The sequence below is a fragment of the Tropicimonas isoalkanivorans genome (assembly GCF_900112335.1).
GTDB lineage: Bacteria > Pseudomonadota > Alphaproteobacteria > Rhodobacterales > Rhodobacteraceae > Tropicimonas > Tropicimonas isoalkanivorans.
The window spans coordinates 666,803-681,139 of the sequence record NZ_FOLG01000001.1; the positions used below are offsets into that span (position 1 = coordinate 666,803).

Annotated in this window: 18 protein-coding genes and 3 tRNA genes; 6 read left to right on the top strand and 15 right to left on the bottom strand. The window is 62.3% G+C overall.

The genetic code is table 11. The annotated features are described in order from the left end of the window. From ispG to BM075_RS03065, 4 genes are all read right to left on the bottom strand, one after another. Nucleotides 1-1,128, bottom strand: a complete 1,128-nt coding sequence (gene ispG, locus BM075_RS03050; protein WP_093359174.1) for a flavodoxin-dependent (E)-4-hydroxy-3-methylbut-2-enyl-diphosphate synthase — start codon at nt 1,126-1,128, stop codon at nt 1-3. A gap of 102 nt (nt 1,129-1,230) precedes the next feature. Next, complete coding sequence (locus BM075_RS03055) at nt 1,231-2,538, bottom strand: helix-turn-helix domain-containing protein (RefSeq protein WP_093359175.1); 1,308 nt, start codon at nt 2,536-2,538, stop codon at nt 1,231-1,233. 114 nt (nt 2,539-2,652) lie between these two features. Then, nucleotides 2,653-3,888: a 5-aminolevulinate synthase gene (hemA, locus tag BM075_RS03060; protein WP_093359176.1), complete on the bottom strand. Its 1,236-nt coding sequence runs from the start codon at nt 3,886-3,888 to the stop codon at nt 2,653-2,655. 121 nt (nt 3,889-4,009) lie between these two features. Continuing rightward, complete coding sequence (locus BM075_RS03065; protein WP_093359177.1) at nt 4,010-4,600, bottom strand: hypothetical protein; 591 nt, start codon at nt 4,598-4,600, stop codon at nt 4,010-4,012. Nucleotides 4,601-4,721: 121 nt separating this feature from the next. Between BM075_RS03065 and BM075_RS03070 the strand changes: the two genes are divergently transcribed. Next, nucleotides 4,722-6,107: a dipeptidase gene (locus BM075_RS03070; protein ID WP_093359178.1), complete on the top strand. Its 1,386-nt coding sequence runs from the start codon at nt 4,722-4,724 to the stop codon at nt 6,105-6,107. A gap of 185 nt (nt 6,108-6,292) precedes the next feature. Here BM075_RS03070 and BM075_RS03075 read toward each other — a convergent pair. Then, nucleotides 6,293-6,369, bottom strand: a tRNA-Asp gene (locus BM075_RS03075). Between the two features lie 87 nt (nt 6,370-6,456). After that, nucleotides 6,457-6,533, bottom strand: a tRNA-Asp gene (locus BM075_RS03080). 563 nt (nt 6,534-7,096) lie between these two features. On the opposite strand from BM075_RS03080, the gene BM075_RS24075 reads away from it, so the two are divergent. The 3 genes from BM075_RS24075 to BM075_RS03095 all read left to right on the top strand — a co-directional run bounded on the left by BM075_RS24075 (nt 7,097) and on the right by BM075_RS03095 (nt 8,791). Continuing rightward, a complete protein-coding gene (locus BM075_RS24075) occupies nt 7,097-7,372 on the top strand; it encodes a hypothetical protein (RefSeq protein ID WP_143089804.1) in 276 nt (91 codons plus the stop codon). Nucleotides 7,373-7,547: 175 nt separating this feature from the next. After that, on the top strand, nt 7,548-7,892 hold the full coding sequence (locus BM075_RS24345; RefSeq protein ID WP_093359180.1) for a hypothetical protein: 345 nt from the start codon (nt 7,548-7,550) through the stop codon (nt 7,890-7,892). Nucleotides 7,893-8,020: 128 nt separating this feature from the next. After that, on the top strand, nt 8,021-8,791 hold the full coding sequence (locus BM075_RS03095; RefSeq protein ID WP_093359181.1) for a YdcF family protein: 771 nt from the start codon (nt 8,021-8,023) through the stop codon (nt 8,789-8,791). Nucleotides 8,792-8,859: 68 nt separating this feature from the next. Here BM075_RS03095 and BM075_RS24085 read toward each other — a convergent pair whose 3' ends face one another. Both BM075_RS24085 and BM075_RS03105 read right to left on the bottom strand, forming a co-directional pair. Next, on the bottom strand, nt 8,860-9,381 hold the full coding sequence (locus BM075_RS24085) for a hypothetical protein (RefSeq protein ID WP_143089805.1): 522 nt from the start codon (nt 9,379-9,381) through the stop codon (nt 8,860-8,862). A 254-nt stretch (nt 9,382-9,635) separates the two neighbouring features. Beyond that, nucleotides 9,636-10,433, bottom strand: coding sequence for a sugar transferase (locus tag BM075_RS03105; protein WP_143089806.1), 798 nt, complete (start codon nt 10,431-10,433; stop codon nt 9,636-9,638). Between the two features lie 396 nt (nt 10,434-10,829). Here BM075_RS03105 and BM075_RS03110 point away from each other — a divergent pair. Continuing rightward, nucleotides 10,830-10,903 (top strand) — tRNA-Cys (locus BM075_RS03110). Between the two features lie 68 nt (nt 10,904-10,971). Here BM075_RS03110 and BM075_RS03115 read toward each other — a convergent pair. The 7 genes from BM075_RS03115 to BM075_RS03145 all read right to left on the bottom strand — a co-directional run bounded on the left by BM075_RS03115 (nt 10,972) and on the right by BM075_RS03145 (nt 13,850). Then, complete coding sequence (locus tag BM075_RS03115) at nt 10,972-12,000, bottom strand: site-specific integrase (RefSeq protein WP_093359184.1); 1,029 nt, start codon at nt 11,998-12,000, stop codon at nt 10,972-10,974. Then, on the bottom strand, nt 11,997-12,185 hold the full coding sequence (locus BM075_RS03120; protein WP_093359185.1) for a hypothetical protein: 189 nt from the start codon (nt 12,183-12,185) through the stop codon (nt 11,997-11,999). The genes BM075_RS03115 and BM075_RS03120 overlap by 4 nt, the downstream gene beginning before the upstream one ends. Nucleotides 12,186-12,205: 20 nt before the next feature. Then, nucleotides 12,206-12,679, bottom strand: coding sequence for a MerR family transcriptional regulator (locus BM075_RS03125; protein WP_093359186.1), 474 nt, complete (start codon nt 12,677-12,679; stop codon nt 12,206-12,208). Nucleotides 12,680-12,755: 76 nt separating this feature from the next. Beyond that, nucleotides 12,756-12,941, bottom strand: coding sequence for a YodC family protein (locus tag BM075_RS03130; protein WP_093359187.1), 186 nt, complete (start codon nt 12,939-12,941; stop codon nt 12,756-12,758). Between the two features lie 52 nt (nt 12,942-12,993). Next, nucleotides 12,994-13,425 carry a hypothetical protein gene (locus tag BM075_RS03135; RefSeq protein WP_093359188.1) on the bottom strand — a complete coding sequence of 144 codons (432 nt, stop codon included), beginning with the start codon at nt 13,423-13,425 and terminating at the stop codon, nt 12,994-12,996. Then, a complete protein-coding gene (locus tag BM075_RS03140; protein WP_093359189.1) occupies nt 13,422-13,676 on the bottom strand; it encodes a hypothetical protein in 255 nt (84 codons plus the stop codon). Before BM075_RS03140 ends, BM075_RS03135 begins: the two co-directional genes overlap by 4 nt. An 18-nt stretch (nt 13,677-13,694) precedes the next feature. Then, nucleotides 13,695-13,850, bottom strand: coding sequence for an Arc family DNA-binding protein (locus BM075_RS03145; protein WP_093359190.1), 156 nt, complete (start codon nt 13,848-13,850; stop codon nt 13,695-13,697). 89 nt (nt 13,851-13,939) lie between these two features. Here BM075_RS03145 and BM075_RS03150 point away from each other — a divergent pair, with 89 nt between their 5' ends. Further along, nucleotides 13,940-14,326: an Arc family DNA-binding protein gene (locus tag BM075_RS03150; RefSeq protein WP_093359409.1), complete on the top strand. Its 387-nt coding sequence runs from the start codon at nt 13,940-13,942 to the stop codon at nt 14,324-14,326. Nucleotides 14,327-14,337 lie beyond the last annotated feature (11 nt).

Consider the following 14,337-nt stretch of genomic DNA (forward strand, 5'->3'; position numbering starts at 1 on the left):
TCACTCCGCCGCGTCGAGCGCCTCCTGCGCCTCGATTTCCGCGGCCCGCTTTTCGACCTGTTCGACGATGTGGTCGATCATCTGGTCGTTGGACATCTTGTGGCTTTGTTTGCCTGCCAGGTAGACCATCCCGCTTCCGGCCCCGCCGCCGGTGAAGCCGACGTCGGTCATCAGCGCCTCGCCCGGCCCGTTCACAACGCAGCCGATGATGGAGAGGCTCATCGGCGTCTTCACGTGTTCCAGCCGCTTTTCAAGGATTTCCACCGTCTTGATGACGTCGAACCCCTGCCGCGCGCAGGATGGGCACGAGATGATGTTCACTCCACGGTGACGCAGGCCGAGCGACTTCAGGATCTCGTAGCCCACGCGGACCTCCTCGACCGGATCGGCCGAGAGGCTGACGCGAAGCGTGTCGCCAATGCCCATCCACAACAGGTTGCCCAGCCCGATGGCCGATTTCACCGTGCCGGACATCAGCCCGCCCGCCTCGGTAATGCCGAGATGGATCGGCGCATCCGTCTGTTCCGCAAGCTGTTGATACGCCGCGGCGGCCATGAACACGTCCGACGCCTTCACAGAGATCTTGAACTCGTGGAAGTCGTGGTCTTGCAGGATGCGGATATGGTCCATGCCACTCTCGACCATCGCGTCCGGGCACGGCTCTCCATACTTCTCCAGCAAATGCCGTTCCAGCGAGCCCGCGTTCACGCCGATCCGAATGGAACAGTCGTGGTCCCGCGCAGCCGCAATCACTTCCTTCACCCGGCTTTCGTCGCCGATATTCCCGGGGTTAATCCGAAGACAGGCCGCGCCGCTCTCGGCGGCCTCGATGGCGCGTTTGTAATGGAAATGGATGTCCGCCACGATCGGCACCGGGCTCTCCGCGACGATCTCCTTCAACGCCCGCGCGCTGGCCTCGTCCGGCGTGGAGACGCGCACGATGTCCGCCCCCGCGTCCGCCGCCGCCTGCACCTGCGCGACAGTCGCGGCGACGTCGGTGGTGATAGTATTCGTCATGGTCTGGACGGAAATCGGCGCATCGCCCCCCACCTTCACCGACCCGACCGAGATCTGGCGGCTTTCGCGGCGGTAGATGTTCCGCCAGGGGCGCACGTGGTTGATCGACATCGCTGACCTCCGAAGGGTGATCCTCGAGCCCTACTTAGAGTTCCCGCACGGCGGGAGCAACGGTCTGTGGGAAAGGAACCCTCCGGTCAGCCGACCGGGGCATCACTCCTGCGTGGGCTCCGCGGCCGCCTCGGGCTCCGGTTCGGGGAAGATCGCCGCCTGGGCAACTTCGACCGCCTTGCGCGCATCTTCGTCGGAATTGACATCGGCCATCGCGAAGGTCTCGGTCAGTCCAGCAGGGTTCAGCGCGATCTTGTCGACCACCGCCCCCTGGGGGCCCGCCGGCCCATACGTCTCGCCGTTCACCGCGAAATAGACGGCCCCGGCCGCTCCCGTCCGCAGCGTCGGCGGCTGTTCGGTCTGGGGCACGACATAGGTGTCGCCGGGGTTCAGGATCTTCTCCAGCAGGATCGAGCCGTCGCCAGACCGCACCCGGACCCAGGCCGGACGCACGGCGACAAGCATGACCTCGGGCACATCTTCCGTCACCTTCGGCGTATTGGCGCCAGCCGCCGCGTCGGCGGAGGCAAGCGCCGTGCCGTCGGCATTGAGCGTTTCCCCCTGCTCATGCAGGGCAGCAAGGAAGGTGTGATCCACCGGCAGCGGCTCGCGGAACGGCAACGGACCCGCCAAAGCACCCACGGTCTGCGGGTCGAGCGCGGCAATCGGGCCATCGCGGGCCACCATCACCGGCACATCCAGCGCCTGCGGGCGATAGAGCCGGTCGAGGGAATCCGCAGCCGAAGGCGCCATTCCGGCGATCTCGGGCTCGTTCTCCTCCTCCGGCTTTTCTGCGCTCGCCAGCGGGTCAATTGCGGCGACGGCCAGGGGGGCGCGATCCACCGGGGTAACCTGCACCCGCTGCACTTCCTGCAACACCGACCAACCGCCGTAACCCACGGCACCGATCAGCGCGAGCAGGACCAGCGTGGAGCCGATGGCACGCGGCTCCACCTGCGCCAGCGGACTGGCGGACTTGGGCGCGAAGGAAACGCGCGGATCCTTGAAAGGGTTGTAGCCTTCGGGCTTCGCAGTGGGGTTCTTGCGGTAGACGGGTTTGGCTGAACTCGGTGGCGCGGCGAGCTTGTCCTTTGTGGAGGCGGAAACGAAATTCGCCTCACGACAAAACGTCTCGAACGCCCACTCCGGGTCCAGCCCCAAGTACCGGGAATAGGATCGGACATAGCCGGCAACGAAACCGGGCGTCTCGAATGCGGAGGCGTCGGCATTCTCGATAGCGGCGATGAAGGAGGCCTTGATCTTCAATTCACGCTGAACGTCGAGCAACGACTTTCCCATCGTCGCCCGCTCGCCACGCATGACATCGCCAAGACGAAGATCATAGTCGTCGAAGCCCCTTTGCGGAGCCTGCGCCTCATCCGCCTTGGGCTGCTCTCGGCGCCCAATCATCTGCCCGTCCCCGTTTGTGCCAAACGTTGTCCCCTTGGGACAGGTGATTCGGTAAATCACCTATCCTTGAGGCGAGATTAACATAGCCTCGGAAGTCCTGCACAGGCAGAAAGATCAGGCGGACAACTCTGCGCGGTTCAATGCGCAATGAGACCACAGATTGTCCATCGCCCGGATAAGACCGTCGAGCATCTTTGGGTCGTGTACCGGCGACGGCGTAAAGCGCAGCCGCTCGGTTCCGCGGGGAACCGTCGGGAAGTTGATCGGCTGCACGTAGATGCTGAAATCTTCCAGCAGCATGTCCGAAATTTGCTTACAGTGCACCGGATCGCCCACGATCACAGGCACGATATGGCTGCCGTGGTCGATGATCGGAAGGCCCATCGCCTTTAGGCGGGTCTTCAGAATCCGCGCGTGGAGCTGTTGTTTGTCCCGCCGCTCCTGGTCCGTCTTCAGGTGCCTGACGGAGGCCGCCGCTCCAGCCGCAACTGCCGGCGGCAGCGAGGTAGTAAAGATGAAGCCCGGCGCGTAAGACCGTATCGCATCACACATTTTTGCGCTGGACGCGATATATCCGCCCATGACGCCATAGGCCTTGGCCAGCGTGCCGTTGATGATGTCGATCCGCCCCATCAGGCCGTCCCGCTCGGCCACGCCGGCGCCGCGGGGGCCATACATGCCGACGGCGTGCACCTCGTCGATGTAGGTCAGCGCGTCGAATTCAACGGCGAGATCGCAGATCGCTTCGATCGGGCCGAAGTCGCCGTCCATCGAATAGATCGATTCGAAGGCGATGAGCTTGGGCGCGGCCGGGTCGTCCGCCTCCAGCAGTTCGCGCAGGTGCGCGACGTCATTGTGCCGGAAAATCCGCTTCGCCCCACCGTTACGGCGAATACCCTCGATCATGGAGGCGTGGTTCAATTCGTCCGAATAGATGATGAGTCCGGGCAACAGTTTCGGAAGCGTCGACAATGTCGCGTCATTGGCAATATAGGCCGAGGTGAAGACCAGCGCGGCCTCCTTCCGGTGCAGGTCCGCGAGTTCCGCTTCCAGCCGCTTGTGATAGACCGTGGTGCCGGAAATGTTGCGCGTGCCGCCCGACCCCGCGCCCGTCGCTTCCAGCGCCTCGTGCATCGCGGCGAGCACCACCGGATGTTGGCCCATGCCAAGATAGTCGTTGCCGCACCAGACGACGATTTCCTTCGTGGACCCGTCGGGCTTGCGCCACAGCGCGCGGGGAAACTGCCCGCGGTGCCGCTCGATGTCGATGAAGGTGCGGTAGCGCCCTTCCTGGTGGAGCTTGTCAATCGCGCTCTCGACGGCGGCGGCGTAGCGGGCTGTGTGGGTCACCTGTAAAACCTCGGTTAGTTCGCGCGTTCTGTTCGTAATGGTTCACATAAACTGCGAACCGCTGCCTTGATGTGACGCAAATTGTCGCTCACCTGGCGTTTCTTGAATATGTTTTATGCACTCATTGATCGGTTATAACAAGTCGGCAGTCCGACGCACCCCGTTCGGCCGCCGCCGCACTGCACCGCGCAAGGGCCCGTCCGCCATCGCCCCGGTCGAAGCCGAATACACCCGCCTGCTCCGAAATTGCCATACCTTTCGGGGCCTTCATCTTCCTGTAGTCGCCGTTGAACGCCTGCGTCGCCTGCACCGACATCGTGAGCGGCTGCGGCTTGTACTTTTTCGGCGTGATGACAGCGATCACCACGCAGGGCTTACCGGAGGTGCGCCGCGAATTGCAGTTGGCCAACGCCGCGGCGGAGGCCGCCTCGACCGAATGGTAGTTGGCCATTGTCGACATCAGGTTGGAGCTCGCCGGCTCCCCGGGGGAGACTGCGATTGCGCCGTAGTACGGGATCTGGTCCGCCACTGCACGCAACGCCTTGGCCACCGCGTCGTCCATGAAATCGACGTTCGCCAACTGGGCCTCGGCCCCGCGTGTGCTGAACAGCATCCGCTTTGCGGTCTTGCCGTCCACGGGTTGGGCGGAGGCCTGCGGGGCCGCGGCACCTAGCGCCAGGGCCGCCGCGGCGATCATTGCTGCGATGCGCATTTCTGCAATCTCTCCCTTGGTTCCGGGCACAACTTAAACCTCGCGCGCGGCCGGGGCCACCCCCACTGGACAGCCGCCCCGCCAGTGATAGGGTCGCGCCGCATTCAGACAGGAGCCCTACATGACCGACGCCCGCCTTGACCCCGTCCTCGACCGGATCGACGCCGAACTGCCCGCCGCGCTCGACCGGCTGATGACGCTCCTGCGCATCCCCTCGATCTCCACCGATCCCGCTCATGCGGAGGATTGTGCACGCACGGCGGACTGGCTGGCCGAAGACCTGAAATCCTTGGGCATCGACGCCGCGCCGCGCCCGACGACCGGGCATCCGATGGTGGTGGGGCATGGGCAGGATGCCGGGCCGCATCTGCTATTCTACGGACACTACGACGTGCAACCGGTGGACCCGCTGGACCAATGGAAGACCCCGCCCTTCGAGCCGGAGATGCAGGAGACCACACACGGAAAGGTTATCCGCGGCCGCGGCGCGTCGGATGACAAGGGCCAGCTCATGACCTTCGTGGAGGCCTGCCGGGCGTGGAAGGCCGTGCACGGCTCCTTGCCAGCGCAGATCACCTTTTTCTTCGAGGGGGAGGAAGAGTCCGGCTCCCCCTCGCTGATTCCGTTCATGAAGGAGCACGCCGCGGACCTGACCGCCGACATCGCGCTGATCTGCGACACTTCCATGGTCTCCCCCGGTGTGCCGTCCATCGCCTCGCAGCTCCGGGGAATGCTGAAGGACGAGTTCACCATCACCGGCCCCCGCATCGACCTGCACTCTGGCCATTACGGCGGCCCGGCGCTCAACCCACTGAAGGAGATCGCCCGGATCGTCGCCTCGTTCCACGATGCCGATGGCCGGGTCGCGGTCGAGGGCTTCTACGAAGGTGTCGACGAGATTTCCGACGAGCTGAAGCGGCAGTGGGAAAACAGCGGCTTCGACGAGCGGACCTATCTGGAGAGCGTCGGCTTCACCCAGTCCCACGGGGAGGCGGGCTATTCCACGCTGGAGCAGCAGTGGTCGCGGCCGACGCTTGAGGTGAACGGGCTCTGGGGCGGCTACATGGGCCCCGGCAGCAAGACGGTGATTCCGAGCCAGGCGCATTGCAAGATCACCTGCCGACTGGTCGGCGACATGGACCCGGACAAACTGCGCCAGAAGATCCGCGCGCATGTCGCGGCGCAGCTGTCGCCCGACGCCAAGGTGACATGGGACGGCGATCTCGACGGCGCCCCTGCGGCCGTCATGAACACCGACCGGCCGGAGTTCGAAGCCGCCCGCCAGGCGCTGACCGACGAGTGGAACCGGGAGGCCGTTCTGGTCGGCATGGGCGGCTCGATCCCGATCGCCGGCTACTTCAAAGACATCCTCGACATGGACGCGATGTTGATCGGCTTCGCGAAAGACGACGACGCGATCCACTCGCCGAACGAGAAGTACGACGTCGAGAGCTTCCACAAGGGCATCCGCAGCTGGGCGCGGGTGCTGGCGGCCCTCTCCGCCTGATCCCTCCGGCGCGGCGGGTTCGGTTCCCGGACCCGCCCGCCACGCAGCCGCACTTCGGTCCCTCCGCCAACGGTCGGCGTATCCGTCGCGATCCGAAAATGAACGGCAGGCCGCACATGGTCTGATGCGCGAGCGAGCCATCGCCCGTCGACGCTCGCCATTCAAAAACTGCGATGGAGAAGAAGTGGCGCGGTTGACGGGGCTCGAACCCGCGACCTCCGGCGTGACAGGCCGGCACTCTAACCAACTGAGCTACAACCGCGCATGGCCCGAAGGCCTGGTCGAAATCCGCCATCAAGCGGGAATGCCCATGGCCCCAAGGGGCGACCCGGGCCGGGTCTGGCAGCGGTGGCGCGGTTGACGGGGCTCGAACCCGCGACCTCCGGCGTGACAGGCCGGCACTCTAACCAACTGAGCTACAACCGCTCACTGCCCGCCGCATGTGCACTGCACCGCGCGGCGTGAGCGGCGTTCTAGGCTGAGGTTCGAGCCGCGTCAAGCAGCCATTTCCCCCTTTTTCCTCCCCTCGCCATTTGCCGCCCCAACACGGGAAAAACGCCCGATTTCCCCTGCCGCGTACGGCTGGGCTCCCGTTCCCATCACCGACCATCTGAACAAGCGGTCCGCCATTACCAGAGCACACCGAAGCACCCCACGGCCCCCTACCCCGCATTTTCAGGCTCCGTGAACCGCCTCGCGATTTCGCCGAAGGCCCAGCCGTCGGACAGCCGATTCGTGACCATTTCATGATCGGGGGTGCAGGCTTCCCTGCGATTACTCACCTAGGAGCACCTGCCGGCTGCCTTGGTTCAGACACGCGCAGAACACGCATTAACCATTATGGCGGGCGCTCAAGAGCTGGGCGTTGTCGGCCGAAGCTCTCCTATTCCGTCCCCAATCGGGGCTGCCGGTTTGGTCCCCACCGTCAGCCATGCTACGTAAGAAGAAAGTACGACGAAGTTTTCGATTAATAGATTTAGGTGGCAATCATGACACGCTTCACGACGATGACGATCGCTCTTTCCCTCGGCCTCGCGGCCGCCTCGTCCGCCGCGTTCGCCCAATCCACACGGAGCACCGGCCAGGCGCCGGTCAGTCCGGCGGCGGTGGCGGCAGTCACCTCGATGCCGGAAACCCCGCCCGGACAATTGCGGGTGAAGCGGAACGGCATCACCCGTCTCGCCGGCCTGTTCTCGAACTCCACCGGCAGCACGGGGTCCACGGGCTCGACCGGCTCCACAAACTCGACCACGGGAACGAACTAGGCCCTCGGCCCGGCTCTCCATGCCCATGGACCCTCCGGCCATTGCCGGCGGCGGGGCTTACGATGCCCGTCTGTCACACTAAGCTGGCCACCACGCCACAAAAATTCCCGAACATTGTCACGTGCCGCTCTTCTGCTAATGGTTAACAAACGCAAGAGCAGCGCGAGGACATCTCATGAATATCCCTGTCGGGAGCGTTCGGATCTTCTGCCTGGCGGCAATGGCATTGGCTGCCACGCCGTCCCTGGCACAGCAAAACGACCCGCTGGCCTATTCGATCGCGGCCCGTGAGGACGCGTGCGAAGGTCGGCGCATTGAAAAGGCCTATTTCGTGGAGCAACGCCGGATCGCGGTCGAATGCGAAGGCGAGGCTGGCGCCTTTATTCTGGGCTCGAACGGCGCCGGGGCTGCGGGCGTCCTGGCCGGCGGGGCGTTGGCCCTGCTCGGCGCGTTTGCCTCCGGCGGGAATGGCGGTTCCGGCGCGACGGGGTCGACCGGATCGACGACCGGCACGAACTAGCGCCAGGTCCACCGCGCTTGCGACTGTGGCAAACGGCCGGAGTTCCTGCGGCCTTACCGCCGCTCCGAGTGCGGGCGGCGGTCTGACCGAGACGAGATCACCTCCCTGCCCGTCTCCCGGGATCCCATATGCAAACAGCGTTCTTCATAGCTTCCAAGATCATCTGGGGTCTTATGAAGCCCGAAACGCTGCTGGTCCTCGTGATCGCGCTCGCCTGCTATTTCACCTGGCGAAAGCGCATGTCCGCCGCACGCTTTTGGTCGACCCTGTCCGTTCTGCTCATGGTGGGCATTGGCGTTTTCCCGGTCGGCCGCTGGGCGCTTATTCCCCTCGAAACGGCATATCCGGCCTCCCCCCAACTTGACCGCGTTGACGGCATCCTCGTTCTGGGTGGCGGCGAACGTCCGCCCGCTTTCGGCCAACCTCAGGTGAACGAAGGCGGTGAGCGATACATCGAGGCGATGCGACTCGCCCGCCGCTTCCCTGACGCAACCGTCCTTTACACCGGCGGAAGCGGCGCACTGTCCGACGCAGGCAAAGTCACCGGCGTCCATGCGAGATCCGCCAAGTTGTTCTTCACCGACCTCGGGTTGGACCCGGAGCGATTGAAAATCGAGAACGCCTCGCGAAACACGGCGGAGAACGCCTCAATGAGTTTCGCGCTCGCCGCCCCCGACCCGGGCGAGCGGTGGGTGCTGGTGACATCGGCATTTCACATGCCCCGCTCCATGCGCACGTTCGAGCGCGCCGGCTGGACGAACCTGACCCCATGGCCCGCGGATTTCCGCACGCGGGGCGCACGGGGCCTGGGGTGGAATATTGCGGGCACCCTCAGCGACCTGAACCTCGCCGCAAAAGAGTATGTGGGCTTGATCGCCTACGGCGTGACCGGCCGCTGACGGGCGTAGCGTGCCACCGCCGCCCGACCCGAAAGGCGGACCCGCCTACCCGGGGCCGCCGCTCTCCATCAGGACGCGCTGCTGTCCGAGAAGATCGCCAGCACACCGAGAATGATGAGGATACACGCCGCAATCGCGGTGACCCAGTTACCGATCGCGAACGGAACGGCGTTGGTGTTCGTTCCAAACTCATAGGTCGCCAGGCAGAGCAACACGCCCAGGAACGCGGTCGCAGCGACCAGCATGGGCAGGAGGACACGCTCCAGCACGGACCGTGCGGGCTTTGCGTTGGCTGGGGAAGACTGAAAATCAGACGTGGAGATCATTCCTGAATTGAATGTCCGAAAATTGGGAGTGCCGCCTGAAATATCTCTTTTATCCGAGCGTTCAAATTCTCGATTCATCTGACCGATTTCCTTCGCGCTTTCGACATTCTTTTTAAAACCGGAGCACCCGTTTGCAGCTATTCGAATATGTTTGCCGCATTCGTCCTGATGGCGCTCCGATCTACGTTGCTCGTCCTTGATAGCCAGAAGCCCGAAACTGTTAACGCCGGGGAAGCGCCGCGAACAACCATGTGATGCATACACGCATCGCCCGTCGGCGTATTTCTGGCGACAATCCGCCAAATACGCCGGCCATCGGCAAAGTCCCTCTCAAGGCCTCGTGAGCCCCTCCCAGGGCAGAACGGCAGCGGCGGAGCCACGGGGCTCTCTTCGTCGGCAAAGCCCGCGCCTCCCTCCAGCCGGCGGGGACACGTGCCGCCCGCATGAACGAAAAAAGGAGCGCTCGCGCGCTCCCTTCTGATCGAGTTATTTCCGTGAATGCCCCGGCGGAGCCGCTCTTAGCGGGCGCCGAATCCGGTCAGCATCACCTGGACTGTGCGCAACGCGATGTAGACATCCAGACGCCCGGACGACGTTTCCACATAGATCTGATCGTAGTGCGCCTTGATCGACGTCGCCTCGACGCCTTCGGCGTAACCGCTTTCGATCTGCGCCAGCCCCGTGATGCCGGGCTTTACCTTAAACCGATAATCGTAATGGTCGATGGCCGTTAGGTAATGCGCGGCGTGGCGCGCGCTGTCCGGACGGGGGCCGATCACGCTCATGTCCCCCGTAAGAACATTGATGAAGTTCGGCAGCTCGTCGATCCGGTACTTCCGCAGCGCACGACCGAGCGGCGTGATGCGGTTCACTTCCAGCTGACACGTCGCGGAGCGATCGCGACCGCTGGCCTCGGGAATCATCGTGCGGAACTTCCAGATGGAGAAAGAGGCCTTGTTCTTGCCGAGACGATCCTGCCGGAAGAACAGCGGCCCGGGATTGAAGAACGGGTTCAGGACAAGCAGCGCGAGCGCCACCATCCCTGTCAGCGCGACCCCCATCAGGGCCAGCCCCTTGTCGAACACCAGTTTGTAGACTTTGAAACGGAGAGACCAGTGGGTGACGCTGGTGTCGTCCTTGCTATACGAATGTTGAGCGGGCCCTTGAAAAATGGCGGGCACAGTCAGAGCGACAGCGTATTCTCGCATGAAACTCCCCGACAGTTGCTGATTGAAATTCTGGGCGAATGAACCGAACGGTAAACTGGCACTCATTTCGTGGTTAACTGAGGGGTACCGGTGAGTAAAGTTCGTCAAGTTTGATCTTCCGGATTTTCAGCGAATTGTCGCCACCCGATCAACGAGAGTCAGACTTTGGTTAGATTATAGGCACTTGGATACCCGATACAGGGCGATTCGCGCATTGGCAAAAATGACATAAATTTGGCGAAGATCCAGAAAACGACAGGGGCTGAAAATTTATCCCGACCTGTTGCATCTGAACCACGGCAAAAAATTAATGTGTATTAACGGCAGCCAGCAGGCCGTAACACCCGACCCTGGGATGGACATTTTCGCCGGCTGCAACGGTCGATGATTCGTTTCCAGAACCGTCCCCTTTGCAGACGAACCGCCCCTCCACCGAGCCCGAAACGGCCCCCGATTCCACGGTTGACTACGCACCGCGCAGAACCTAACAAGCGGCACCACTTGGGCGAGTTGGCGGAGTGGTGACGCAGCGGATTGCAAATCCGTGTACACCGGTTCGATTCCGGTACTCGCCTCCAATACTTTCAAGTACTTGCGTCATTCTGCTCGTTCTTTCGACAGTGTTTTGAAACACCCGTTGAAACATTCACGTTCCGGGCTTGTTCTGTTCCATTCGATTCCGGGCCTCTTGCGCCCGCGCTGCCAACACCTTCTGCCTGACCTGCCCTCCGTACTTCTTCAGCATCTCCACGCCGGAATGGCCCGTGACGGCCTTCACCATCTCGTCGTCGCATCCGGCCAGATAGAGTTCGATGGTCGCGTTCTTCCGCAGCCCGTGGGTGACGTACTTCGCCGCGTTCGCGTGGTTCATCTGCGCCTTCACCTTGCGCATCTCGTCGGCCACCGTCCGGTAGCGCACGGGTCGGCCGCTCGCGTCCGTGATGACTGTCAGGCCCTTCTTGTCGACCGTCGCCAGATACACTTTGAGGCGATCCGTCAGCGGTATCCACAGCGGCTTGCCGGTCTTGCCCTGAGTGAAGTCGTAGGCCCCGTCCTTGAGATGCCCCCAGCGGATATTAAGTACGTCGCCAATCCGCTGCCCGGTGCCAAGGCAGAGTTCATAGACCAGCCGCGCGCGCGGCGTGGCGATCTTCTCAAACTCGGCCCGCACATCATCTGGCCACGGCTCCCAGCCTTCGCTTTCCTGTTTGAACAGCGGAATGCCTTTGGCCGGGTTGCCGTGCTCTTTCCTGAGGAAGCCGATCAGCCGCGCATGGTTCATTAGTACCACCATGACTTGCACTAGATAATTCGCTTGCCGCCAGTGCTCAGCATTGGCACGGTGCAGTTCATAGACGTGGTGCGGCTCGATCTTGGCAGGGTCTTTCGTGCCCCAGATCGCTCGGATATGGCCAATGTATTTTCGGTAATCGGACTTGGTGCGCGGCTTCAATTTCTTGAACGCATCGCTTTCATAGTAGCTGAGAATCAGCGCCTCGAAGTTGCGCGTGGTCGGGACAGGTTCGCGGCCTTTCAGGAGTAGTCGGTATTCATCCCAGAAGGCATCGGTGCCCGGTTCTCCCTTCATCATCACAGATTGACCGCGCGACCGGCGGATGAACCGGATATAGCCCCGATCCTCATAGACGTACTTCGGCAAAGCCTTCTTGGTCATTTGCCCATCCTCAAGTCGCTAGCCAAGAAGTTGTCGTCGCTGTCCTGATCAACCATGCCCGCATCCACTATCACGCTGCCATCCGGCTTTATCTCAAACCTGGCTCGCGCCCAGCCCGCCGCCCGCGCCTCTCGCATGAGGGCTGCTGCGGTGTTCTTGGCGACGGTCTGGCGGCTAGCGGTCATGTGTACCTGGCGTCCTCCGGTCAGTCCCGTCCCACGGTCATCGCTTCGTCGTCGATCTCGTGAACGATGCGGCCCCGCAGATAGTGAAAGTTCAAAACTTCAACCCGGATGATCTCCGGAGATGGCGAACCAGCAAATGTGGCGTGCCGCTGCGTCGTGTCGAAATCAGGAAGGTAGTAAGGCGAGCCCAATGCGGGAGTGACGATGTAGACCTGATCGGCGTCAGGGTGCTGCAGCAGGAAAGCCCGGATCTCGCAAGCCTTGTGCCCCGCCTTCGAAGGCGACAGGCCGCTTTCAATGTCTTGCTGGTACAAGCGCAGAGCGATGATGTCATTTACGTCGAACCGGCGCGCTCGGCCGGGGCTCGTCGCTGGGGCACACGGGTAGTGCCCGGCGTGGACCGCCTCATTGAAGCGATCCGAATTTACGCCAGCAATCTTGCAGGCGAGCGCCGTAGCGGCCTTGAATTTGGTGGTCTTGGGGAAGTCGTTCATCTCTGCCTCGCAGTTATACCTCTTGCCTTTCCCCAGAAGTATCACAGGTTCTGGGTGTCGACAAGAGGCATTGGCGTCAGAATGCGTCAGACTTCAGCGTGGCAACTTTGAACTCGTCCGCGACGCGGCGCAGGCCGTCGAACCAAACGCATATGGCTCCGTCCCCGTCCGTGTACTGCTTGATCTTCTCGATGGTCATCAGCGGGCCGCCGGAGCGGAGCCGCACTGTATCGCCTACCGCGAATTGGGTTTCGTTGTTCATAGTGGCCTCTCCTTGGTTAAGCGGCGCTTCGGCCGCGGGTAAAAATGTGGCGCTAAGCCTTGTAGGGCTGATGCAGGGGTGAGAACTGAGCGGCGATGTCCTTGGCCCTGCGGGTCTTGCGCTCGATGTCGGCAAGTCCCTCCCGCGCCCGAGAGACGAGCCAATAGAGCACATCAGTGTCAACTGCGCCGTCCGTGAAGACTTCACCGGACGCCATAGCGCCCAACAGTTCCAGTGTGGCGTGAACCGCGTAGGCCTCTTCGTCAAGATCGCCCACCAGGCCGCCCATGAGGTCCGCGATCTCGCGCAGCGCCGCCCCTTTCTTCTTCGGCAGACTGGCCTCATAGGCTTCCTGACGCTGCCTCAGCTTCGCGACCTTCGCCGCGCGGTGGTCGTAGAGCGACTTGGTGACTATCACGTCACCCCGCACTTCGCGGTTCTCCCAATCGGCAACGGGACGGGGGGCTTCGGTGTTCTCGCTCATGCCGCGTCCTCCGCGCTGAAAGTCGGGATCTTCGCTTCAAGCTGGTGAATGCGCTCGATCAGTTCGCCGGCCATTTCGTCGGCTTCTTCCAGCATTCCGCCGATGCCCCGGTCGTTGAGCGGGTGGCATTCGTTCTCGTTGGTGAAGGCGTACCGGGTGACACGGATCATGTCGCTGAGCCGGTAGGCAATTTCAGCAGGGGTGCGAATAGACACAGCGGCGTTGTTCGCGCTGGCGCGTTGGTCAGTCATCGTTCTGATTCCTTTCACTCAGGTGGTCGCCCGTTCTTCCGTCCGAGCCATACGGTCGCGCACGGCACGGATCACTTCGCTGTTCTGGCTGCTGCCGTTCTTCTCAGCCTGCGCCTTGATCCAGTCCTTCAGGTCGGCTGGGAGGCGCAGTTGCATCGGTTTTCGGTCATTCATGGCTGGGCCTCTGATGATGTCCATAGGACACTATATGGCTAAAGGACACTATTGCGTCAAGAGGGATATTGTGTCCATTGGACGCCATCATGACTGAGCCTGAAAATCGCACGCTTTCGGATAAGTTCATGCTCCGCCTGCCGGATGGAATGCGCGAGCGCATCAAGAAGGCTGCTGAGTCTAATAATCGATCAATGAACGCCGAATTATTGGCGACCCTTGAAGAGAAGTATCCAGCCAGAGACGCCTTCGATCAACTAACCGAAGTGCTCGTAATCCTGAACGCAATGATTGAAAAACGGTTGGAGCCACAAGGAGGCTTTAACAGTCGGGATATCGCGAGATTTCAGGCCCTGTCCGATTCAATCGTCGCCGATCTCCGTACCAGATTTCCAAAGCGAGCAGCGACGGACAAGGTTGTGGCAGCCGCCCAAGTACTGGCAAACGATAGGATCATAAAGGGTCAGGAAGACTAATCTGCGTCGCG